Annotated in this window: 20 protein-coding genes and 1 other annotated feature; of the genes, 1 reads left to right on the plus strand and 19 read right to left on the minus strand. The window is 39.8% G+C overall.

The genetic code is table 11. The features are described 5' to 3' along the window. Positions 1-10: 10 nt before the first annotated feature. From HMPREF9965_RS05595 to mecA, 14 genes are all read right to left on the minus strand, one after another. A complete protein-coding gene (locus tag HMPREF9965_RS05595) occupies positions 11-391 on the minus strand; it encodes an arsenate reductase family protein (RefSeq protein WP_000566534.1) in 381 nt (126 codons plus the stop codon). Continuing rightward, positions 384-833 (minus strand): hypothetical protein, encoded by a 450-nt coding sequence (locus HMPREF9965_RS05600; RefSeq protein ID WP_000645891.1) that lies wholly within the window; start codon positions 831-833, stop codon positions 384-386. The genes HMPREF9965_RS05595 and HMPREF9965_RS05600 overlap by 8 nt, the downstream gene beginning before the upstream one ends. Next, positions 817-2175, minus strand: coding sequence for a DNA (cytosine-5-)-methyltransferase (gene dcm, locus HMPREF9965_RS05605; protein ID WP_000668588.1), 1359 nt, complete (start codon positions 2173-2175; stop codon positions 817-819). Before dcm ends, HMPREF9965_RS05600 begins: the two co-directional genes overlap by 17 nt. Positions 2176-2273: 98 nt before the next feature. After that, positions 2274-3053: a replication initiator protein A gene (locus HMPREF9965_RS05610; RefSeq protein WP_000822774.1), complete on the minus strand. Its 780-nt coding sequence runs from the start codon at positions 3051-3053 to the stop codon at positions 2274-2276. After that, a complete protein-coding gene (locus tag HMPREF9965_RS12995) occupies positions 3050-3223 on the minus strand; it encodes a hypothetical protein (protein ID WP_000159606.1) in 174 nt (57 codons plus the stop codon). Before HMPREF9965_RS12995 ends, HMPREF9965_RS05610 begins: the two co-directional genes overlap by 4 nt. 201 nt (positions 3224-3424) lie before the next feature. After that, positions 3425-3790, minus strand: coding sequence for a 50S ribosomal protein L7/L12 (gene rplL, locus HMPREF9965_RS05620; protein ID WP_001196969.1), 366 nt, complete (start codon positions 3788-3790; stop codon positions 3425-3427). Between the two features lie 74 nt (positions 3791-3864). Next, positions 3865-4365, minus strand: coding sequence for a 50S ribosomal protein L10 (gene rplJ / locus HMPREF9965_RS05625; RefSeq protein WP_001287274.1), 501 nt, complete (start codon positions 4363-4365; stop codon positions 3865-3867). Between the two features lie 38 nt (positions 4366-4403). Then, positions 4404-4539, minus strand: a sequence feature (ribosomal protein L10 leader region). 62 nt (positions 4540-4601) lie between these two features. Next, positions 4602-5861 carry a TRZ/ATZ family protein gene (locus HMPREF9965_RS05630; RefSeq protein WP_000870439.1) on the minus strand — a complete coding sequence of 420 codons (1260 nt, stop codon included), beginning with the start codon at positions 5859-5861 and terminating at the stop codon, positions 4602-4604. 261 nt (positions 5862-6122) lie between these two features. After that, positions 6123-7871 carry an ABC transporter ATP-binding protein gene (locus tag HMPREF9965_RS05635; RefSeq protein ID WP_001254288.1) on the minus strand — a complete coding sequence of 583 codons (1749 nt, stop codon included), beginning with the start codon at positions 7869-7871 and terminating at the stop codon, positions 6123-6125. 1 nt (position 7872) lies between these two features. Then, complete coding sequence (locus tag HMPREF9965_RS05640; RefSeq protein WP_000681670.1) at positions 7873-9597, minus strand: ABC transporter ATP-binding protein; 1725 nt, start codon at positions 9595-9597, stop codon at positions 7873-7875. A 60-nt stretch (positions 9598-9657) separates the two neighbouring features. Beyond that, complete coding sequence (gene msrB / locus HMPREF9965_RS05645; RefSeq protein ID WP_000818198.1) at positions 9658-10596, minus strand: peptide-methionine (R)-S-oxide reductase MsrB; 939 nt, start codon at positions 10594-10596, stop codon at positions 9658-9660. 251 nt (positions 10597-10847) lie between these two features. Then, positions 10848-11717, minus strand: coding sequence for a homoserine kinase (thrB, locus tag HMPREF9965_RS05650; protein WP_000692408.1), 870 nt, complete (start codon positions 11715-11717; stop codon positions 10848-10850). Between the two features lies 1 nt (position 11718). Further along, on the minus strand, positions 11719-13005 hold the full coding sequence (locus tag HMPREF9965_RS05655) for a homoserine dehydrogenase (protein ID WP_000216371.1): 1287 nt from the start codon (positions 13003-13005) through the stop codon (positions 11719-11721). 148 nt (positions 13006-13153) lie between these two features. Beyond that, a complete protein-coding gene (gene mecA / locus HMPREF9965_RS05660) occupies positions 13154-13894 on the minus strand; it encodes an adaptor protein MecA (protein WP_000782714.1) in 741 nt (246 codons plus the stop codon). Positions 13895-14016: 122 nt separating this feature from the next. Here mecA and HMPREF9965_RS05665 point away from each other — a divergent pair, with 122 nt between their 5' ends. Beyond that, on the plus strand, positions 14017-15495 hold the full coding sequence (locus HMPREF9965_RS05665; protein ID WP_000789699.1) for an oligosaccharide flippase family protein: 1479 nt from the start codon (positions 14017-14019) through the stop codon (positions 15493-15495). Between the two features lie 49 nt (positions 15496-15544). Here HMPREF9965_RS05665 and HMPREF9965_RS05670 read toward each other — a convergent pair whose 3' ends face one another. The 5 genes from HMPREF9965_RS05670 to HMPREF9965_RS05690 are packed head-to-tail and all read right to left on the minus strand — an operon-like array spanning position 15545 to position 23146. Beyond that, positions 15545-18253, minus strand: a complete 2709-nt coding sequence (locus HMPREF9965_RS05670) for an MBL fold metallo-hydrolase (RefSeq protein WP_025170823.1) — start codon at positions 18251-18253, stop codon at positions 15545-15547. A gap of 36 nt (positions 18254-18289) precedes the next feature. After that, the gene (locus tag HMPREF9965_RS05675) at positions 18290-19102 is read right to left on the minus strand and encodes a LicD family protein (RefSeq protein ID WP_000004185.1); all 813 of its coding nucleotides are present in this window, start codon (positions 19100-19102) and stop codon (positions 18290-18292) included. A gap of 57 nt (positions 19103-19159) precedes the next feature. Continuing rightward, positions 19160-21319, minus strand: a complete 2160-nt coding sequence (locus HMPREF9965_RS05680) for a LicD family protein (protein WP_001088915.1) — start codon at positions 21317-21319, stop codon at positions 19160-19162. A gap of 22 nt (positions 21320-21341) precedes the next feature. Continuing rightward, positions 21342-22313, minus strand: coding sequence for a glycosyltransferase family 2 protein (locus HMPREF9965_RS05685; RefSeq protein ID WP_000969652.1), 972 nt, complete (start codon positions 22311-22313; stop codon positions 21342-21344). Continuing rightward, positions 22310-23146 (minus strand): LicD family protein, encoded by an 837-nt coding sequence (locus HMPREF9965_RS05690; RefSeq protein ID WP_001281453.1) that lies wholly within the window; start codon positions 23144-23146, stop codon positions 22310-22312. Before HMPREF9965_RS05690 ends, HMPREF9965_RS05685 begins: the two co-directional genes overlap by 4 nt. Positions 23147-23232: the final 86 nt, after the last annotated feature.

A 23232-nucleotide genomic window follows, 5' to 3' on the forward strand; every position in this document is an offset into this window, starting at 1 on the left:
TGCTTCTCCTTTAACTAGATAAATAATGTGTTTGTGCCATGTAAATCAATTGTTTCGTATCTCTTGGCAATAGAGCTCTAGCCTCTTCCAAATTCAGATTTGGATAAACTCTCTTATTTGAAACCGCAAGAGGAAGCCTGATGCATAGTTCAGGATTTTTTAATATCATTTCAATGAAATCCGTTAATCTTAGATTGTCACGGTTCTTAAATCGTAATAAATTGGGAGATAGAAACTCAAAACAATCTGAAGAATAGCTCATCATCTCAATTAATTTATCCTTTGTCATTTCAGAAATCGAATGACAAGACACCTCGATGCCATACTTTTGAAAGAAATCCAAAAGAAGTTGATTTCTTTGGCTATTTTTACTTAGATAGAGATCAATCATGGGAGACCTCCCAAAGATTCGGTTCCATTTGATATTCTGAGACGATTAAGGAATCTAATGAATTTGAGAAGTTAATCGATTTCTTGTCTTCATCATAAGCTTTTACAGTTACTTGGGTTGTAAGTATTCCTTCTTTTCCCTCGGCTCGATAGCCTTGTCCATATAAAACAAAAACAAGATTCTGAATATCATCTACAAAGGCATCAACCCCATTCTTTATGTCTTGACTTTCAAGGAATTCCATAACGTTTTGAAGATAGGACTCGTAAAATAGTGGGTAGTTGTGTTTTTTATGGTAATCATCTAAAAATGTTACTTCAAACTCACATGGATAATTGGGCATCAAAAATAATTGTTCATCCAGCTGTTTGATTTCTGCATCATGTAATTCTGTTTCTAATTCATCACAATCTAGTATTGATTCTTTATTTAATGCTTTCATCTTTTTCCTCTATTTCTTTTAATTTCTTTGCGATCGCGGCAATCACAGGAACGGTTACACTATTACCAGCTTGTTTATAGAGCTGACTATTACTAGAGACTTTTCTCGCAGCTTCAAAAGCCCAATCAGGAAAGCCCTGCAAGCGAAAACACTCTTTAGGAGTGATTCGTCGTATCCTCAGATGGTAAAATTGTCCATCTATCAAGACACCAGCTACATGATAAACTTGTTTATCTTCTCCTTCATAGCTACCCACTACTACTCCCATTTGACCACTAGTTGTTAACGTATTCGCTATACCTTTTCCAACTCTACCACGCCGATACTGAGAACTTGGTCTTTCCAAATTGATTGAATCTCCAATCTCTGCTTGAGCGTATCCTTTTTTAGTTGCTTCCCTGACTTTTAAAAATTGGATTGGTTCTGGAATCAGTATTTTGGGAATTTTATCTCCTCCTTGCATCGTAGTCAGTGTTGGAGATAAGCCCTCACTTCCATAGACGCGACCGGTCTCCTTAAAGCTAGTGGGTAAATCTCCAACAACGACAATGCCATGACGATCCTGAGTATTTAAAGTAAACATCGGCTCTTGATTTTCCTTAAAGCGTCTACCATTTTGTCTCTTGTCTAATCTGTCTGGTGTCATACAAGGAATCGCAATCTTAAATCCTTCTCCTTTCCCACGAACTAAGGTTGGCGCAAGACCTTCTGAATAATAAACTTTACCGCTCATTCCACTTTTTGATGGATTCAAATTTCCTAATGTTTTTAAAATCTCAGAGTTAGTTGCTTGACCTTCTCGTCTGAAAGGAAATAAGAGTCTGGTACCTTTCTTTCTAGAATGTCCGATAATAAACACCCTCTCTCTGTTTTGGGGAACGCCAAAATCCTTACTGTTAAGCACCTGCCACTCAACATCAAACCCCAACTCATCAAGTGTGGTAAGGATTGTGGTGAACGTCCGTCCCTTATCGTGATTGAGTAGGCCTTTAACATTTTCAAGAAAAAGAAAACGTGGTTGGATTTGTTTGGCCGCCCGAGCAATTTCAAAGAACAAAGTTCCTCTAGTATCTTCAAATCCCAATCGTCTTCCTGCGATTGAAAATGCTTGACAAGGGAATCCCCCACAGATGATATCGACTTTCCCTCTAAGTTTTTTAAATTCATCATCTGAAACATTTCGTATGTCATGAAATTCTATTTCTCCTTCCGTTTGAAAAATGGATTTATAAGATTCTCTAGCAAATTTATCAATCTCACAAAATCCAATACACTCGTGTCCGACACTTTCCATTCCTAGTCGAAAACCACCGATACCTGAAAATAAATCAATAAATTTCATTTCTTGATTACCCCTTTCTGATCGACTATTAATGTCCAAAGAGTCAAACCACTTGAAATGAAAATGAGCATAACTAATATCCACTCGATTGGCGACATTTAACCACCTCCTTTTCTAACACGGTTATTCCAAACAGAATACAAGCCGTTAAACACAAATTCAGCAAGCACTTCCGCACGTCTAACAAAGCGGACATTATCTAGAGCATACTGATAGATTTTCTCAAAATCAGTCATAGCAATTTCACTGGCTGTTTCAGAAAAACCTTCGCGTCTAAATTGATCTTGTACCAATCCCCAAATATAATCTCGATCATATTTTGTGACCTTTTCTACTTTTCTTTTCAAGATAGGTTGAGTATTCCTATCCTCCTCATCCTCAATAAATAAAGAATCAGTCTCACTATATTTAGTCTCACTAACTTCAGTCTCACTAGGGGCTGAATGTGAGACGGGGGCCGTTTGATTTTCAACCTGCCCTAGTCTTTTTTTAACACTAGGCCTGTTTGAATTACCTACTGGGGTAGAAGATAATTCCCCTAAATAAATCTTATTAGCTAGTCTTCCTTTCTCACTTGAAGACTGTTGAACTTCATCAATTAAGTCATATTCTTTAAGAGTTTTTTTGATGGACAGTAATTTTGACTTCGAACAACCTAACAGCCTCATCAGTTTAGAATTAGAAAATACTAAATAGACCGCGCCTTCTTCATCTATCCAACCACGACTGAGAGATAATTCTAAACGATCTTTTAAAATAGAATAAGCCACCTTTACTTCTAGTTTCATATCCATATATTTCTCATCCTCAAAAAGAATTTTAGGTAATTTATAATACCGTTCTGAAGTTTGGTATTGATTTGCGGTAATTCGTTTCATAGCTCTCCTCCAAGTTCTTTGAGTATTAAATCGCCATTTGATTCCAAGCGAACCAAGCCACTTTTTTCTAATTCAGCCATAAGAGAGATGGCTTCAACAATGTCAATTCCCATTTCACGTACTAAAAATGAAATGACGATATAGCGTGATGATTGTAATTCTTTTGTCATTTTCCCTCCAGAAAATAAAAAAAGGAGAACAATATTCAACTGTTCTCCAAAATATTTTTATTAAAAAGAAAAACCCTGCCAAATTAATTTTTGGTAGGGTTTTTGGCAGGAAACTAAATTAATTTATCAGTTTCTAAAATGTGTTCACGATTCTAAAAGGCTGATACTATAGTATTCCGAATTCTAATTGGTATATGCCTCTTATTTAAGAGTAACTGAAGCTCCAGCTTCTTCCAATTTAGCTTTGATTTCTTCTGCTTCTGCAGTTGGAACGCCTTCTTTGATGACACCTGGTGCACCATCAACAAGTTCTTTAGCTTCTTTAAGTCCAAGACCAGTGATTTCACGTACAACTTTGATAACGCCGACTTTCTTGTCGCCTGCAGCTGTCAATTCAACGTCGAATGAATCTTTAGCAGCTTCTTCAGCGCCACCAGCAGCAGCTACAGCTACAGGAGCAGCTGCAGTTACACCAAATTCTTCTTCGATAGCTTTTACAAGGTCGTTCAATTCAAGGATTGAAGCTTCTTTAATTTCAGCAATAATGTTTTCAATGTTCAATGCCATTGTTATTTCCTCCAAATAAGTTTTTAATTATATAATAGTTTTTTCGTAGCTATGCTACGCTGCGTAGCTTAAGATTAAGCTGCGTCTTCTTTGTTGTCTGCAACCGCTTTGACTGCAAGAGCAACGTTGCGCACTGGCGCTTGAAGTACAGAAAGGAGCATAGAAAGAAGTCCTTCGCGGTTTGGAAGAGTTGCAAGAGCAACGATCTCTTCTTTAGATGCGACAGCGCCTTCGATTGCACCACCTTTGATTTCAAGTGCTTCAGCGTTTTTAGCAAAATCGTTCAAGATTTTCGCTGGTGCGATAACATCTTCGTTAGAAAATGCTACTGCAGATGGTCCAACAAATACTGATGCAAGATCTTCAAGACCAGCTTTTTCAGCTGCACGACGCAAGATTGAGTTTTTAATGACTTTATACTCAACTTCGCTTCCACGAAGCTCACGACGAAGAACTGTATCTTGCTCAACTGTCAAACCACGAGCGTCTACAACGACGATAGATGCAGCAGCTTTCATTTTTTCAGCTACTACGTCAACTAGTTCCGCTTTTTTAGCAATAATTGCTTCACTCATTAGTGTGTTCACCTCCGTAATTATTTTGCTTGGGGAATTTTTCCAAAAGAAAAACGCGCCCAAACCTAGACACGAAAGTACAATACGCTTCTTTTTACATGATACGTTTTGTCCTCGGTAGGATCTTTATGAGTCGAGCTCCCCTACTGTCTTAGGCAGTTTTTTCAAACCGTATATAAGTATAGCATAGACAAAAAAAGAATGCAAGATGTTTGCAAACTTTTTTTGAAATTTTTTTAAATCTCTACCGTCAAAACTTTGCCTTGCTTAACCACCTGTTCTCCAGCGATATAGACATCATCAACATCACTGGATTTGACTGCATAAACGAGGTGAGAGAGCATATTTTCCTGAGGTTGGAGATGGATTTTTCCTTGTGGTTGGATGACCAGAAAATCTGCCTGCTTGCCAACTTCTAGACTTCCTATCTGATCTTCCATTCCAAGAACCTTAGCACCTTCTATCGTCAGAGCTTTGAGGGCTGTTTCAATAGGAAATTGGCTCGCATCTCCACTCTTCATCTTCTGAAGGAGAGCGGCGGTCCGCCCTTCCTCAAACATATCAAGGTTGTTGTTGGAAGCAACTGAATCTGTCGCAATTCCTACTGCCACTCCTGCTTTTTGCAGTTGGATGATGGGAGCGATTCCTGAGGCCAGTTTAAGGTTACTAATAGGATTATGGGCGATAGCCACTTGAGAAGTCGCCAAGCGTTCAATTTCTCGCTCGTTTAACTCGACTCCATGAGCGAAGACAGACGGATGATCTAAGTAACCTAGTTCTTCTAGAAAGGTGAGGGGGCGTTTGCCATAGCGTTTGAGGATAATTCCTGATTCCTCCTGAGTCTCCGCTACATGGATATGGATAGGAATGTCCAGCTCTTTTGCCATATCTAAGCTTTCTTCCAGCAAGTCTTGATTACAACTGTATGGAGAATGTGGAGCTACCATAACCTTGAAATTTGGATTTTCATATCCTAAGATTTCCTCTATAATAGCACGTGTTCTGCTTATGGTCTCAGCAGTTGTCTCTGTCTCTGAAGAAAAGAGGGTCGGTGAGAAATAACAACGCATCTTAGATGCCTTGACTGCCTGATAAATTCTCTCAATATCCACACCATTGGGATTATACATATCGTTGAAGGTTGTTGTTCCTGACTGGAGCATCTCTGTCAGAGCCTGCTTGACTGCTCTTGTAGTCATATCTGCTGTAAATCCTGCTTCAGCTGGCCAGATATAGTCATTGAGCCATTCATGGAGATTGCTGTCATCTCGGATCCCTCTCAAGCCTGTCATAGCAGAATGGGTGTGGCAATTAACCAAACCAGGCATGATCCAGGCTCCCTGATAGTCTATAATCTGCTCAGCTTGCTCTAAAATTTCTTGCTTCTCTTGACCAACATAGACGATTTTAGATGCTTCAACAGCTAAGAGACCATCCAAATAGACATGGAAATTTTGGTCACAAGTCACGATATTTACATGCTGATAGACTTTCATTATAGGCTCCTTTTCTATAAGACAATTTATACTAAATTCAAACCACGTCAGCTTCACCTTGCCGTAGGTATATGTGACTGACTTTGTCAGTCTTATTTACAACCTCAAAGCAGTGCTTCGAGTAGCCCGCGGCTAGCTTCCTAGTTTGCTCTTTGATTTTTATTGAGTATTACAGTGAACAATTTTTCTAGCTATTGTAACAAAAAAGTCACCCGAAGGCAACTTTTAGTGTCATTAAGACTTTAAATGGACAGGGATGGCTTATTCAGAGCTAAAAACTGCAGCTCGCTGCATTTGGTAATACTTGCCCTTTCTTGCCATGAGATCCTGATGATTGCCATGTTCCACGATGTCACCATCCACCAAGACTAGAATCAGATCCGCATCCTGAATGGTAGACAAGCGGTGGGCAATGATAAAGCTGGTGCGCCCTTCCATGAGCTTTGCAAAGGCATCCTGAACCAGTACTTCTGTACGGGTATCTATAGATGAAGTTGCCTCATCTAAGATAAGAATCTTAGGAATAGCCAGAAAGACTCGGGCGATGGTCAAGAGCTGGGCTTGACCGACAGATAGAGATTCCCCCGCATTTTCCAACTTAGTATCGTATCCCTGTGGCAACTGTTGGATGAAAAAGTCTGCGTTGGCTGCTTTGGCAGCAGCAATCACCTGCTCTCGGCTGGCTTCAGGATTTCCAAAGGCAATATTGTCATGAATGGTCCCTTGCTTGAGCCAGGTTTCTTGGAGCACCATCCCAAACTGCTGTCTCAATGACGCTCGGGTATAGTTGTAAATGGAACGACCGTCCAGCAAGATATCTCCCGAGTTAATGGGATAAAAACGCATGAGGAGATTGATAAGAGTTGACTTGCCAGCACCTGTCGGACCAACAATAGCAACCTTGCTACCAGCAGGAATGTCAATGGATAAATCCTTAATCAAGACCTTCTCTGGATGGTAGCCAAAAGTAACATGTTTAAAGGAAATAGCTCCCTTGACTTGGTCGCTGGTCAAGATTTCCTTACCTGTTTCAGCCACCTCAGGACTCTCTAAGACAGCATAGACACGTTCTGCACAAGCGAGAGAACTTTGCAACTCGGCTAAAACAGAAGAAATATCGTTAAAGGGCTTGGTGTACTGTTGGACGTAATTCAAAAAAGTCACTAAACGTCCGATGGTCAAGGTTGAACCCATCATGATACGATAGGCTCCCACTCCAGCAAGAAGGGCATAAATGAGCGCATTGACAAAGCGAGTCGAAGGATTTACCGTTGATGAATAAAAGATGGCTGACTGAGAATAGCCTGAGTAGTTGGCATTCGCCTCATGCAGTCTTTGGATAAACTCTGTCTGAGCATTGAAGGACTGGATAATAGTTTGCTGGCTAAGCGATTCTTCAATCAACCGAGTCTGAATCCCCCTCGTCTCTGTTTGCTTCTGGAAGAGATGATAAGATTTCTTGGCAATAAAGCGTGAAATCACCATGGACAGTGGCGTCAACAGCAAGACCAAGAGGGTCATGAGGAGATGAATTTGGAGCATGGCTAGAATACTAACCAAAATCATCAAGACACCAATGAAAAATTGATTGAAAGTCATGGTCAAGCCAGCTGCCAGCTGTTCTATGTCCGTGGTTACACGACTAACCATCTCCCCACTACCTTGCCGATCCACAAAAGCAATCGGTAAACGATGGAGCTTATGGATGATTCGCTCTCGCAAGTCTTTGGTATAAGAGAAGATTAGACGATTATAAAGAAGAGGATTGGCCCATTGTACCAGTGTATTTCCTATTACCACCAAGATCATCTGGAGAAAAATCTGCCAAAAAACTGGTGAAGAACCAGCCACCAGGACCTGGTCAATGACCTGCCCGATCAGAATAGGTAGGTAGATTGATAAGGCAACCTGGGCAATAGTTCCTAGAAAGGCTAGGAAAAGGAGGAAGGGATGGCTTGCTAAATCTACGGCTAAACGTTTGAGCGTCTGGTTTGCGGTTTGTCGTCTCATGCTAGTCCTCCTTTCCATGTTGGGATGCATTGATTTCGTGATAGATTTGGCTAGTCTTCATCAAGTCATCGTGCTTGCCAACAGCTAGTAACTCACCTTTTTCCAAAAGGAGAATCTGGTCAGCCATCTGAAGCGTCGAAGTCCGTTGAGAAATCAAGATTAAGCTCGTGTTTGGCAAATTTTCTCGAATAGATTTCAAGAGCTTGGACTCTGTGATGGTGTCGAGAGCTGAGGTCGCATCATCTAGGATGAGAAAAGGAGCTTGGCGCAAGACTGCTCGGGCGATAGACAGACGTTGTTTTTGTCCACCTGATAAATTTCGACCTCCTGCCTCAACTAGGGCATCCAAAATTCCTTCCTTTTCACTGACAAAATCCTTAGCTTGCGCAATCTCCAAGGCCTGCCAGAGTTCTTGGTCAGTTACTTCTCGATTGAAACCTAGAGTCAAGTTGGAACGAATAGTTCCTTTAAAGAGTTCGACTTTTTGGGGCACATAGGCAATCCAAGATCGCCACTGCTCAAGATTGCGAGGACTACGTCCATCTCGATAAAGGGAAATGCTCCCCTTGTCGACTGGATAAAGTCCAAGTAGGACTTGCACCAAGCTTGACTTACCTGAACCAGTTCCCCCGATGATACCAAGGATTTGCCCTTGCTTCATATCAAAGGAAATGTTTCTCAGAGAAGGTTGGGCCGCATCAGGATAGGTAAAGGTCAATTCTTGAACTTGTAAAACCTGATTACTGGTAGCTTGCTTTTCTTCTAATTCTGAATGGATGTCTTCTGGAGCTTGAGCAAATACTTCCTCGATTCGCTTAGCTGAGATATAGGACTGATTGAGGGAATTTATCAGCATAGCTAGCTTGACCAATTCCACCAAGATTTGCAAGAGATAGTTGATAAGGGCAATCAGGGCACCTTGATTGAGTAAACCTCCTTGAATTGAAATATAGCCCTGCCAGATGATAACAAGGAGAGTCCCATTAACAATCAGATAGGTCAGAGGTGTTAACAAACTAGACCAGAAACCTGTCCTTTCTTGCAATCTAGCATAAACTTGGTTAAGGGTTTGAAAAATCTGTAACTCTCGTTTTTCCTGACCAAAAGCACGAATGACCCGCATCCCTTGCAATTGCTGGCGCGTTTCCTGAACCAGCTGGTCCGTTTTCTTTCTGAGACTACTGTAGAGAGGACTTACCAGTCGAGAGAGGCCTACAATGACAATCGTCAAAATCACAACCATAACTAAAAACCAGAAAGTCAGCTCAGCCGAGATGCGATAGGCCATAAAGATAGCCCCAAAAACGATAATAGGCGCTCGCAAAAAGAGACGCAGAAATTGATTGATACCAGTCTGAATCTGGTAAGTGTCCGAAGTCAAGCGAGTCACCAAGCTAGAAGTTGTCAGACGATCTCTGCTATCCTTGGGTAGGGAAAGAATATGACGATAAAGGTCGTCTGTCAGTTCTTTGGCAAACCCAACCGCTGCCTTGGCTGAGTAAAACTGGGCTACCAAGGCCACTAAAACGCCAATCACTGCAAAGATAAGGAGCAGGCCAATCTGCATCCAAAGATGACCTTGATCTCTCTGGGGCAAGGACTGGTCAACAATCCCAGCAATCACCATGGGAACCAAGAGCTCAAAAACAGCTTCTAGCAGCTTGAACAAGGGAGCCAAAATGGATTCTTTGATATAGAGTTTGAAGTAAGATAGTAAGTGTTTCATAGATCCCTTCTATTCTTATTCTGGAAATGAAGAAAGGGGGAAGCGCCCACCCTCTCTGTTTTATTTGTTTAAGTAAGGTAATAGATAGCCATATCCTTCCTCTTCCATCTCATCCTTGGATACAAAACGCAAGGATGCAGAATTAATACAGTAACGGAGGCCACCTAACTCCCGAGGTCCATCTGTGAAAACATGACCCAAGTGAGCATTGCCCGACCGAGAACGAACCTCAATTCGCTCCATTCCATGGCTCATGTCCTTGTAATAATGAATCAATTCCTTGGAAATCGGACGACTAAAACTTGGCCAACCACAACCTGAGGCAAACTTATCCTTGGCAAAAAAAAGTGGTTCACCCGTCGTGATGTCTACATAAATCCCTTCTTCAAAGGTTTGGTCATAGGCATTACTAAATGGAGCCTCTGTAGCAGCTTCTTGGGTGACACGATAGGACTCTTCAGTTAAGCTTTCCTTTAACACCTCTTGACTAGGCTTTTCATAATTTGCCACATCAATCAATGGCTTCTCAGCATCTGTCACATCGATATGACAGTAACCGGAAAGATTTTTCTTGAGATAGTCTTGGTGATAGTCTTCAGCCAGAATGTAGTGGCGAAGTTTCTCCACTTCTACTGCAATCTTTCGACCCAACATACGCTCCTGCTCCCGCACCACTGTATAGATAGCTGGCAGATCTACTTCATCTTGGTAATAAATACCAGTACGATATTGGCGACCACGGTCATTCCCTTGTTGATTGATTGATAAGGGATCAATGACACGGAAATAATAAAGCAAAATTTCTCTGAGTGACACTGTTTTCTCGTCATAAATCACTTGAACCGTTTCTGCATGGTCTGTTTTTTTGAGCAACTGGTAATTGGTCGTTTCGACTTGCCCATTAGCGTAGCCGACACTGGTTGCTAATACGCCTGAAATTCGTGAAAAATACTCCTCTAGGCCCCAAAAACAACCACCTGCTAGATAAATTTCTGCCATCTTTATTTCTCCTTTATCAAGTTGTTAACTAATACTCTTCGAAAATCAAATTCAAACCACGTCAGCGTCACCTTACCGTAGGTATGGTTACTGACTTCGTCAGTTCTATCCACAACCTCAAAACACTGTTTTGAGCAGCCTGCGGCTAGCTTCCTAGTTTGCTCTTTGATTTTCATTGAGTATAAACTTCTTTTCAAAAAAAGGATAGGAAGCCCTCTGGTCAAGAGTTTCCCCATCCTATCTTTTATTCTTTATTTCGCTTCGACACGGACACCTTGCGTATCAACTTTCAAATCATGCAGTTTGCCTTTGAAGGGTTGCTTTTGTAATTCTTCCTTAATCGCTGGCATCTTATCATGAGAAGCCAAGACCATAACTGTTGGTCCAGCACCAGAGAGATAGGTTGCATAGGCACCATTCTCTTTGGCTACTTGCTTAATCGTCGCAAATTCACGGACCAGACTTTGACGATAGCGCTCGTGGAAGAGGTCTCCCTCAATCGCTTGACCAGCAGTCACCATGTCTCCTGCCAACAAGGCTGCAACCGCCACATTGGCGATAGAACTAGCCGCAACAGCTTCCTTGTAGGACAATTTTTTAGGTAGGACACCACGACTGTCTCGAGTACGTAATTCATAGTTAGGAATATAAGCTAGGAAATCACACTCTGGGAAGTCTGCTACGATAGCAGAGACTTGCCCTTCAACGGAACTCGCAATAACGAGATTACCATAAATGGCTGGAGCCACATTGTCAGGATGTCCTTCGATCTTGGTCGCCAGCTGCAATTTTTCGTGGTCAGATAAGTTGAGCTTACCTAATTGATTAGCCAGTTCAATCCCAGCAACGATAACCGAGCTAGAAGAACCCAAACCACGCGCTAGGGGAACATCACTGGTCATTTTCAGGCGTCTTGGTTGCAAGTCAGGCGCAATTTGTAAAGCAATCTTGAGTAAAAGGTTGCGCTCATCGTGGGGAATCCATTTGCCAATCTGGTGTTCAATCAACCACTCATCTCGTTCTTCACAGACCTCAATTTGAAGATACTTGGTTACAGCTACACCGACCGAGTCAAATCCTGGCCCGATATTGGCACTTGTTGCAGGTACAATAATCTTCATCCTAGTCTCCTAGCACCTTGAAGGTATTCAAGAGGTCAAAATCTGATACCTTGGTCAACTCAGCTGAAACCTTCTCAAGCTGCGCTTTATTGATCTTATGTGTAATGATGACGACACGCGCCTTGTCCCCATCTTTTCCGTCTTGGAGGATTTGCTTGAAGGAAATATCTTGAGCATTAAAGATTTCAGCAAGTTTCAAGACCTGACCTTTTGAGTCTGGTGCCAAGATTGAGAAATAGTAGTTTGCTTTGACATCTTCTGGATTTGCCAAGAGCAAGTCACGGCTGTATTCGTTGAAGTCTTTACCAATGGTACCATCATTCAAGCGACGAACGATACGGACAATATCCGCTACAACACTTGTTGCAGTTGGTTTTTGACCAGCACCTGGTCCGTAGTACATAGATTCACCGATACCGATAGACTCTACAAAGACAGCGTTCATCACCCCATTCACACTGGCAAGTGGGTGTGCTTTAGGTAGGAAGGTTGGAGTCACTTCTGCAGCAATCCCTGAAGGAGTTTCCTCGATAGAACCAACCAATTTCACAACATAGCCAAGCTCTTGAGCTACAGCTACGTCTTCTGGTGTGATATTGCGGATCCCCTTGTGGGCTACATCGTCAAATGCAACCTTCATGCCAAAGGCAAATTGGCTCAAAATGACCATCTTGTAGGCCGCATCAATCCCATCTACGTCATTTGTCGGGTCACTTTCTGCAAATCCAAGTCTTTGAGCTTCAGCCAGAGCATCGTCATAAGACCAGCCTTCTTCGACCATCTTAGTCATCATGAAGTTAGAAGTTCCGTTAACCACGCCAAGGACACGAGTGATTTTGTCAGACGTCAGCGAATTTGCCAAGGTACGAAGAATTGGAATCCCACCAGCTACTGCTGCTTCGTAATAAAGTGCTACATTATGCTCTTTAGCAATTTCTAACAATTCTGCTCCATGGACAGCCAAAAGGTCCTTGTTAGCAGTAACAACGTGTTTTCCAGCTTCTAAGGCACGAGTGATAAAGGTCTTAGCAGGCTCGATACGCCCCATCAATTCCACTACAATCGTAATGTCTTGGTCTGACAAAATCTCATCTACATTGGTCACAAAGTTAAAGTCATTCCCTGCTGCAAGTAAGCGGTTCTTCTCATCTTCATCCTTAACCAATACCTTGGCTACTTCAATCTCCGAATGAGCTGACTGAACGATTTTTTCTCCATTTTCCTTTAGGAGGAAAGGCACGCCACTTGCAACGGTACCAAATCCAAGTAAAGCAATTTTAACTGTCATGTTTATCTCCTAGAAATTTTCTGATATAGCCATTATAACAGAATTTTGTGAAAATTCCTATTATAGTAAATCACTATTTCAGCCTAGTAAAGAAAAAACGAATCATGGGATTCGTCTTTTCTGATAAGTAAAAATTGATTTCTAAAAACTATGAATTAATTTTTTGAAGACCGAGAACTGCATCGTGGTTGATCAAGATGCGACCATACTCTTGCAAGACTGAACGACTGATATCACTGTCGTCTGCAAATTCACGCATACGAGCCAAGAGCCAGGCTGGGTATGGACTTGGATGGTTTTCAATATCGACTAAAATTGTCAAATAATAGTGCCCATTCATCTTATAGAGTTCAGATGTTTCCATCTGGTAGTTAACCGTCTTTGCAAAAGCAACTAAGTCAGCAAGGCTTGTAAAACGCAGAATATAGTAGATATAAGGTTCTTTCTTGTTCTCCGTTTCCTTTTCTGTTTGCTCTTGCTCTTCTTCCTTTGCTTCGACCTGCTCTAGAGATTGGATAGCTTCAATATCATCCTTGGTCTTATCTGCAATGCTCTTTTCCAAGGTTTTGAGAAATTCATCTGGCGACATTTGGGCTAATTCTTCCATGTCTGGTAGGTCTGCCAAATCTTCAAAATCCAGATTCTGGTCAATCTTGGACTTGGTCACAAAGACGTCGACCTTATCTGGTTTTGGCGTCACACGGAAACTTAACATGCCACTATCCAAGAAATTCTCTGGCATCTCTAACTCATCTAAAATAGCATAGAAAAACTCTTCGGTTTTTTCCTGAGGAACGAGAAAGTCTGCGATTTCCATTCCTCGATCCATCAAATCATCTAAAGTCATTGTAATTTTTAGTGTTGTATCACTAATTTGTTTCATCTTCATTTCTACTAACCTCATACTTTCAGTCTATCTATTATACTAGATTTTTACGATTTTATCAAAAGAATGAAGCTGGAATGTGATATAATACTAGAGATAATGTTACATTTAAGAAAGAAAGTTCAATGAAAAATATAAAAGTTAATGCATTGGCTAGCTTGCTGGTCAATATCCTCAATATCGTTTTTCCGCTGATAACCAACCCTTATCTGACGCGAATTCTCAGCAAATCCAACTATGGTTATTTCAATACTGCCAATACCTGGGCTAGCTTTGTTATTCCACTAGCTGCCTTTGGTATTTACAACTACGGGATTCGTGCTATCAGTAAGGTTAAGGACGACAAGAATAAAATCAACTATGTCTTCTCTAAGTTGTTTTATATCTCAGTTTTCACCTCTCTCCTGACGACTGGTATCTACTTCCTCTTTATCTTCTTTGACACCAGCATTGAGAATCTTAAAGTCCTTTACTACATCCTAGGAGCTCAGGCACTCTTCCAATTCCTCAATATCGAATGGATGAATGAGGCCTATGAAAACTATGCCTTTATCCTTTACAAGACATTGATTATTCGGATTACCATGCTGGTCGCCATCTTTGCCTTTGTCAAAACTGCTGATGATATTGTTCCCTACGCTATCGTCATGACTGCGACCACTATTCTCAACTACCTCCTTAGTTTTCTTTGGATCAAGAGAGAAGTTTCCTTTGTCAAAATTGGTTTCATCGAGTTAGCTAAGGCTTCTAAACCACTCTTTACTATGCTTCTCTTGGCAAATGCCAATATGCTTTATACCTTGCTAGATAGAATGTTTATCACCAAGGGACCAGATGAAAACTATATTTCTTATTATACAATTGCCTATAGCATCGTTATGCTGATTGCAGGTGTCTTAAGTGGAGCTATCAGTGTCAGCATTCCACGTCTCGGCTACTACCTCGGGAAAAAGGATTACAATTCTTATAATTATCTTGTAAATCAAGCGGCATCATTATTCTATTTTCTCATGATTCCAACTAGTTTTGGGATTATGATTTTGGGAAAGTACGCAACGGTTATCTACTCTTCTGAAAAGTATCTTGAGGCAGGTATCGTGACCAGCGTCTTCGCCTTTCGAACCATTATCTGGGCTATTGAATTGATTCTTGGTAAGCAAATTATCTTTATCAATGACCACGAGAACCGCTTGACCGCTTTCTACTTTGCTGGTGGTGGCGCAAATCTCCTCTTCAACTGTATCTTGTATATCAATAATATTTTTGCCCCTGAGTATTATATTGCTACTACCATTATTGCCGAAGCCATCGTTGTTCTCTTAGAAATTCATTTTATTAGGAAACACCAACTAATCAATTTAAAAGAAATCTTTATGACCTTAACACGTTATGGTCTCATATCCCTTGGATTTATCCCGATCTTCTATATTTTCAAGATGATTTTCCAAATCAGTTCCTATACGGTGAACCTCAATATGATTCTCATGGTTCTCTCTACCATAGCTACTTGTGGAATCTACTATCTCTTAACACTCTTTCTCACTAAGGATAGAACACTTCACTATGCACTGAACCTAGTATTAGCTAAGATCAAAAGAAATTAAAAGAACACCCTACTGATAAACGCTCGTTTATCAGTAGGGTGTTTCTTATTTATTCTTTTTCTTTCTTGTCAGAAGTATTGGCTTCTAGATTTGAATCTTGTTTTGGCTGTTCAGCAATAGAGGAACTAGCTTCTTGCTTCTTCTCTGACTGATCTGCTTCGCCATTGACAGCAGCAACAGCCTGTCTCCAAATGCCTTCTTCGTTTACCTTATAACCATCCGGTGTGGTGGCATTTTTCAACAAGGAACCATCTGTTTGGAAATAGTACCAATTACCGTCAATTCGTTTCCAACCGGTCTGCATAGCTCCTGATTCATCAAAGTAATAATGATCACCATTTACTTTATGAAGGCCAACCAACATGATACCATCTTCAGGATTGAGATAATACCAGATTCCTTTATCCTTTATCCAACCTGTTTTCATAGCTCCATTTGCTTCAAAGTAACGATAATGATTATCAAACCATTTCCAGCCTGTTTGCATTGCTCCTGATGCACTAAAGTAATACTGCTTACCATCTACTTGTTGGAAACCGACCAGCATGATACCTTCCTGATCTTCAAGATAATACCATGTTCCTTGATCCTTCAACCAACCTGTTTTCATAGCTCCATTTGATTCAAAGTAACGGTAATGATTATCAAACCATTTCCAGCCTATCTGCATGGCACCTGATGCACTAAAGTAATATTGCTTACCATCCACTTGTTGGAAACCGACCAACATGATGCCTTCCTGATCTTCAAGATAATACCATGTTCCTTGATCCTTCAACCAACCAGTTTTCATAGCTCCTGAATCAGCGTAGTAATGCCAGTGTTTATCAAGCCACTGCCAGCCTGTTTGCATGGCACCACTGGTATTCAAATAGTAACGCGTACCGTTGATTTCTTGTTTCCCAGTCTGCATAATACCATCTTGATTTAGATAATACCATTTCTCATTATCCTTAATCCAGCCTGTTTTCATAGCTCCTGAGTTCGCATAGTAATACCAGTTGTTCTCTAGCCATTTCCAGCCCGTTTGCATTGCACCACTAGCGTTCAAATAGTAACGAACACCATTTATATCTTGTTTTCCAGTGAGCATGATACCATCTTTATCCAGATAATACCAAGTATCTTGATCCTTGATCCATCCAGTTTTCATAGCTCCCGAAGTAGCAAAGTAACGCCAGTATCTCTTAATACGATTCCAACCGGTCTGCATGATACCATCTTTATCAAAATAATAGGTTCCCCCATTAATCTCCCTTAGACCAACGACTACATTACCATTCTCATCATAGTAGTACCAGTTCGAATCAATCTTTTTCCAACTTGATACATTATCAACAACTTGTAAAGCTCCACTGTCTGCAAAGAACATCTTCTTGCCATTAAAGACTTGATGTCCTGTTAACATCTTTCCATCTGCTGCAAAGAGATATTTCTTCCCTCCAATTTCAGAAAGCTCACTAAATCGTCTAGCGCCATTTGATTGGATATAATACCAAGAGCCATCCAACTTGAACCAACCGCCTGTTTGCATTTCACCATTTGAGTTGAGATAGTAATCATTCCCCTTAGCATTTTCTCCCCAATCATCATTAAGGTGAAGCCAGCGGCCTGCTTGCATTTGTCCTTTTCCATTAAAGAAGTAAGTGGCTCCGCCAATCTCTTTCCAACCGATAGCCATTTCCCCATCACTTAAACGATATTTCCAGTAGCCACCTTCTTGATACCATTTTTCGTCAACTACAGGGATGTCAGGGAAGAGATTAGAAACATTGGCAAATCCGCTATCACTAATATCAAAAACGGTAGCGTCTTGAGTTTGACTAGAAGCTCTGAGAACTTGAATATTTTTCTTTTGGAGATATTCTCTGGTTGAAGCAACATTAATATCACCACCAGTTGTCTGAATAATCATCTTTGGAGATAGGTTTTCAAGAAAATTAATCGTATTTGAAATTGTCGCATCATAATGATGATTCCATTTCATCATATCAACCTTACCGATAACTGGACCTAACTTATCTTCCGCTCCTTCGGCATTATCCAAATCTCCACCAAGGTAGATTCTCTTTCCTGCCACAGTCACCACTGAAACGATTGAGTTTGAGTTATCATCTCGAACTTTTTTCAGATTTCCCTCAGCATCATATTCATTTTTATAATTATAGAGTTGGATATCCATATCACCTAATTTAAAGTGACTATCCTCATCTGTAATATTCTGAATAAGAGTAACTCCTCGTTTGTGTGCGGTTCTCAAAGCATTATCATAATTGAAAAGATTATCCCAGAGTCCCCAGTGTGAGGTAATCCGTTCATCTGAATATTTTTTCAGATAAAACTTATCAACCTTATAACGATTGAGTATTTCATCTGCTCCGCCGATATGGTCGCTATGAACATGAGTCCCCAAAATAAAATCTAATTTTTTAACACCAATCTGATCAAGATGGCGAATCAAACGGTCTTCCAAGACTTGATAATTTCTCATGGAAATTCCCCAGCGGCTTGGATAGCGTGGGTCACTTCCATCAGGAAAGTCATAATCTTCCCCCATATCAATCAAGGCATAATGACCATTGCTCTCCAGAAGGATGGCATCACTCCCAGATTTTGCTTTAGTATTTATGAAATGGATACGATTGCCTGAACCAGCAGTAATGGTGTCTGCATTAACTTGTTGTGATAAACCAATCAACACAAAAAGGAAAGCAAATAAACTATAACTGACTGATTTAACTAATTTTTTATTCTTCATCATGAACACTCCTTTCTCGATGAAAACAATCTCTTACTAATCAATCCAATAATTCTTATCAGTTCCTGGAATCTGTTGTTCAACAGGCGGTGGAGTCATATAATCTGCTCCAAATTCGTAGACAAGAATTTCATGGTATTTTCTCGGAGCCTTCACTACGATGTTTTCGTATGGCATATCAATCAGATCATAGAGCCATTCTTTTTTGATTCCCTCTGGAAAGCTTGGATCAAATATCGTACAGGTAAGATCTGTAGCTTGATTTACACTATATTTCAAAGCAAGATTCTCTAATTTTTGATTCCAAGTTTGTGGAGAACTTAGGCGAAAAATAGCTGATCCAATATAACGAGGCAGATTTTTAAGTCCACCATTCTCAGACTTGATCCCTTTAAAATTCAAAGAAGAAAGGCGGACAAAGTGTTTATAGAGCTTCATTTTCTTACAATCACTTTCCTCCGTCACGACACCATCGTATGGAAAAATATCAACGCAAGTTCCCAATACGACTGTCGGGTCCAGAAGATTTGCATCTCTACGTGTTCTAATGTCATGAACGCGCATATAACTGTACGGATAGCCTTTTGTTTCTCTAAATGAAATCAATTTGTAGTAGGGATGATTCTCATTTTTTAAAACCTTATAAAGCTTTTCAAATTCATCTCGCGCCAAAGAAATATCCGTATCATCATCCCAAGGGATAAATCCTTTATGGCGGACAGCTCCTAGTAAGGTTCCAAAATCAATAAAATATTTAATCTGATGCTGTTCACATAATTCATGTAGATACTTTAAAATATCCAACTCCACTTGTTTTATTTCTTCAAGACTTAAAACTCTCTCAGACATACTTTCTATTCTCCTAATTTTGACTAATTTTTTAAACGATTTTTAACTGCGATTTGCTTACTTAGAACTTTTAGTGATTTTCCACAGTTTAAAATCATGGTGAGATACTCTTTGTTCAAGAGGCGGCAATTGCATGTAATCTCCATAGTCAGAGGTCAAAATTTCATGGTAGTGTTTTGGAATCATAAATTCCTTGCCTTCAAACGTTCCCACAATCACTTGTTCCAACCACTCACGTTTCCAAACTGGCTTATTCATATCCTTGTAAATCAAATAATCAACTTGCTCGTAGTCAGCAACTGCTCTAGATTTAGCAAGCTCATCAATTCGCTCAACATACTTATTCGTATTTGTAAAGTAGAAAATGACAACAGAAATATAACGAATTAAAGAATTTAGTAGACTTTTTGTATTGGTGATGCCTTTAAATGTATAACAACTTAATTGACGTTTCTTTATGAGTTTCGTCATCTTGTTTTTAAAATCTGCATCATCTTCATAACCATCTACAGGGAAAATATCCACATAGATTCCCATATTGGAATCAATTCGTACATCTTCTTCGAGCAAGTAGGTATGGTTATCCTGCACTTTCATAAAAGGATAGACATAGTTGAGATTATTTTTATGAGACATGACCTCGTAACGCTCATCAGGGTTAGCGATAAGGTAATCTTGTAGTTTCTCATAATCTTCTCTTAGCATGCAGATATCCATGTCATCATCCCAAGGGATAAATCCTTGATGGCGAACAGCACCAATTAGACTTCCATATGCTAAGAAATACTTGGCACCAATTTTCTGACAAACTTCATGAATGTACTCCATGATTCCAAGTTCCATCTGTTGAATTTCACTGACATTTGTTACTTCTTGATACCGAACTCCTTCATCCCGTTTGCAAACCACTAGTCCATAACCGATTGCCAACCAAAAGATGATATTGATAAAGTTGGTTGAATACATAATCTGACTTTCAAACAACTGACCAAACAAGATACCGAAGAAAAGGATCATAATCAATTTATCAGTATTTTTCTTAGAAACAATCAAATAAGTTAAAAAGCACTTGATTACATATCCCAATATAAGAAGGAAGGATACTAAGCCTAGAACTCCAGAACTAACAAATATAGTCACAAAAATGTTATGGAAGTTCCCACCGATAAGGGAGTTTTGGATCTCAAATTTACTGAAATATTCTGTGTAGTAATCTGGGACATTCCGTACACCATAACCCAAAATTGGTTTGGCACTTCCCATTTTGATGGCATTTTTCCAAATGTAGGTCCTACCACTTGGTGTTGTTTCAATTAGATGGAGTTCACCATTCTTCTTAGTGATAGACGAATCTGTCTCAGCGTAGGATTGTCCTTTGTTTAAGTCAAAAACAGTCGCAGTTTCAGATGAGATATAAATTGAAGTTGCATAGCTTAATCCAATGTTGGTAGTAGTAACCAGCGAACCAGCAACAATAAAAGTAAGAAATCGTTTAATGAGACTTCCTCTAGTAGCAAAGAAACTATAAAGTCCAATCATAAGGAGTAAAGAAAGTAAGGCTCCTCGACTTTGCATAGTAGCAAAGTATACTAATTGAATCACATTGTTCAGTTTAAGATATACAGAATATTTACTTCCTTTATGGATCAGATACATAGCCAAAATAATGCTAATGTATGAAAATATCGCACTAGCATTAGGATTGACAATCCCCCACAGACGTCCATTCATGACACCATAATAATAAGATTGCTCGCCAATTTTAAATAGGATAAGGACTCTACTTATCAATAAACCAAACGCAAAAATTGCTGAAGAAAAAGATACAATTTGAACCGTATAGGCAATCCAGTCAAATAATTTTTTAAGTTGCCCCGATTGTAACATGGTAAATAATAAAACATAGGTTACCATGAAAAGGATTTCAATCACATTTCCAATCAAATGTCCCGAGCGATTGAAAATAGCAGATAGCAGATGGCTTCCAGCTAAGAGTCCAAATAAGGATAGAAATTTACGATCTACTGTGATTTCTTTCCACTTAAACAGTAAAGTATAGCAAATATAAAGCACTACAATCGCTGACAATCCCTTATAGATTGGATTTGCTACCTTATAAACTAGTGAACTCATACTTAAAATCGAAATGAAAACAAACAGATATGAAATCCATAGTTTTGATTTTTCAAAGTATTCATCCATTTTTGAAGAATTCATTTTCAACTCCTTTTTATGATATTTAGTTTCTTAATCCAACAATTTTCTTATATAGCCATGGAGAAATGACAAGTGAAAGGATCGCTACCTTACGAAAAGTAGTGAAATAAGCATCCTTCCATATTTCGTGCCGATGCTGAACAATCCAAGTTCGTAGTTCGGCTTTCTCCTTTTGATACTCTTCAGATGAAGTAAAGATAATTTTATCGTAAACTGTGATGTACGACCAACATTCTCTATTTTTTAATTCATATTTTAAATTAGGAAAGACTTGTGAAACTTGAGTGATTATTCTCTTATAAACTTCTATTGTGTCAAATACATGCTGATTAACAGATGTTGTCGCACTTCCCTCACGATGATCATAATAATAAATTGGTTTGTCAATAAACACACTATTACATCTTGTTTTTAGCAGAAACTCTGTCAAAAATAAAGCATCTTCCGCCAGATGATAATCTGTGTTGAACTTTTCATCCGCAAGCAGGCCTCTCTTAAACAGTTTTGCAACTGGAAAAAATGACGTTTTGGTAGTCATCAGTAATTCCTTCATGGTTTCTTCTGTTGACCAGATTTCTTTTTTTCCAGAATGAGGAGGTAAGTCTGTCAAAATGCCGTTTTTAATATGGTGCAGAGGAGCGATTGTAAATCCTACGGACTCCTTATCATCAACTGCACCAATCAAGATTTCCAGATAATCTTTAGTAACGAAATCATCGCTATCAATAAAGGTAACCCAAGAACCCGTCGCTAGCTGAATTCCCATATTTCTAGCATTTGAAACACCAGCATTTTCTATATGATAAACCTTGATATTCTCATACTGAGATGCTAAGTGATCACAGATTTGTCCGCTGGAATCGGTAGAACCATCGTTGATTAGGATTAACTCAAAATGGGTATAAGTCTGTTGAAGAATCGACTCCACACATCGCTCCAGGTAGGCTTCTACATTGTAGACTGGAACGATAACGCTAATTTTTTCTTCCATCATGCCCCATATTCTCCCTTGTACTCCGTGTAGCTCTTGTCCATGTCTGCTATAATCGCATCATGATGTGGTACCTGCTTGTCTGCTGGTGGCGGTGTCATATAATCTCCAAAAGCAGTGCTGAGATAGGCATCATAGCCGACTGGGATGGGCAGCTCAGTTCCTTCAAATGGCAAGAAGAGATTGTCTTCAAAAGATGCGATTGGATATCTATTTTTCATGTAGCCAGGACCTGAGCATAATTCCGTAATTCCATCGCTCTCAGCAAGACCATACTTGGTCATTTCTTTTTCAGCCTTTTTCCAAATGCGATAACGTAGAGATTTGGGAGTCAAACCGAGTAAGATACGACTTCCCCATTTCATGATGGCACCATGCTTTTCTGGGATAGTTTGGGCGCAAAAGAGTGAATAAATCAAGGCCCAGCGAACCTGTTTCTTACGCTCAGCTGGATTTTTAGGATAATAATCCAAAGGCAAAACGTCCAAAGCCAAACCATGTGGCAAATCCAAATCCTTCTGATAAGGCTTGATACAGGTCGTTTCCTTATCACGAATGGTAATAAAGAGGTTTCGATCGACAAACTCCTTGTTACTTTTTGATAAGAAATAGCGCTCATTTGCATAACGAGGCCATAGTTCTGCCAACTTTTCATAGTCCTTGCGAGGCATGAAAAAATCTAAGTCATCATCCCAAGGAATGAAGCCCTTATTACGAAGGGCACCAATAGCCCCACCACCACAGAGATAGCACAACAAATTATGTTCTTTACAAAACGCGACGAAATATTCAGCCATTTCCAGACTACGAGCCTGAATCGCTTTCAAATCACTCATGTCTCTCCTCTTCTGTCCAATAACGAGTTATATCGTTTTATTATACCATAAAAAAGTCTTAAAAATCCATCAGATACCGTAAAAAA

Source organism: Streptococcus mitis bv. 2 str. SK95 (genome assembly GCF_000222705.1).
GTDB lineage: Bacteria > Bacillota > Bacilli > Lactobacillales > Streptococcaceae > Streptococcus > Streptococcus mitis_AY.

Coding starts and splice junctions, on each gene's coding strand:
- HMPREF9965_RS05635 (WP_001254288.1), bottom strand. CDS start 7,871: ATGAGACGACAAACCGCAAACCAGACGCTCAAACGTTTAGCCGTAGAT.
- dcm (WP_000668588.1), bottom strand. CDS start 2,175: ATGAAATTTATTGATTTATTTTCAGGTATCGGTGGTTTTCGACTAGGA.
- HMPREF9965_RS05675 (WP_000004185.1), bottom strand. CDS start 19,102: ATGTCTGAGAGAGTTTTAAGTCTTGAAGAAATAAAACAAGTGGAGTTG.
- HMPREF9965_RS12995 (WP_000159606.1), bottom strand. CDS start 3,223: ATGACAAAAGAATTACAATCATCACGCTATATCGTCATTTCATTTTTA.
- HMPREF9965_RS05685 (WP_000969652.1), bottom strand. CDS start 22,313: ATGATGGAAGAAAAAATTAGCGTTATCGTTCCAGTCTACAATGTAGAA.
- HMPREF9965_RS05655 (WP_000216371.1), bottom strand. CDS start 13,005: ATGACAGTTAAAATTGCTTTACTTGGATTTGGTACCGTTGCAAGTGGC.
- HMPREF9965_RS05640 (WP_000681670.1), bottom strand. CDS start 9,597: ATGAAACACTTACTATCTTACTTCAAACTCTATATCAAAGAATCCATT.
- msrB (WP_000818198.1), bottom strand. CDS start 10,596: ATGGCAGAAATTTATCTAGCAGGTGGTTGTTTTTGGGGCCTAGAGGAG.
- HMPREF9965_RS05670 (WP_025170823.1), bottom strand. CDS start 18,253: ATGAAGAATAAAAAATTAGTTAAATCAGTCAGTTATAGTTTATTTGCT.
- HMPREF9965_RS05610 (WP_000822774.1), bottom strand. CDS start 3,053: ATGAAACGAATTACCGCAAATCAATACCAAACTTCAGAACGGTATTAT.
- rplL (WP_001196969.1), bottom strand. CDS start 3,790: ATGGCATTGAACATTGAAAACATTATTGCTGAAATTAAAGAAGCTTCA.
- mecA (WP_000782714.1), bottom strand. CDS start 13,894: ATGAAGATGAAACAAATTAGTGATACAACACTAAAAATTACAATGACT.
- HMPREF9965_RS05680 (WP_001088915.1), bottom strand. CDS start 21,319: ATGAATTCTTCAAAAATGGATGAATACTTTGAAAAATCAAAACTATGG.
- HMPREF9965_RS05630 (WP_000870439.1), bottom strand. CDS start 5,861: ATGAAAGTCTATCAGCATGTAAATATCGTGACTTGTGACCAAAATTTC.
- HMPREF9965_RS05600 (WP_000645891.1), bottom strand. CDS start 833: ATGAAAGCATTAAATAAAGAATCAATACTAGATTGTGATGAATTAGAA.
- HMPREF9965_RS05595 (WP_000566534.1), bottom strand. CDS start 391: ATGATTGATCTCTATCTAAGTAAAAATAGCCAAAGAAATCAACTTCTT.
- HMPREF9965_RS05665 (WP_000789699.1), top strand. CDS start 14,017: ATGAAAAATATAAAAGTTAATGCATTGGCTAGCTTGCTGGTCAATATC.
- thrB (WP_000692408.1), bottom strand. CDS start 11,717: ATGAAGATTATTGTACCTGCAACAAGTGCCAATATCGGGCCAGGATTT.
- rplJ (WP_001287274.1), bottom strand. CDS start 4,365: ATGAGTGAAGCAATTATTGCTAAAAAAGCGGAACTAGTTGACGTAGTA.
- HMPREF9965_RS05690 (WP_001281453.1), bottom strand. CDS start 23,146: ATGAGTGATTTGAAAGCGATTCAGGCTCGTAGTCTGGAAATGGCTGAA.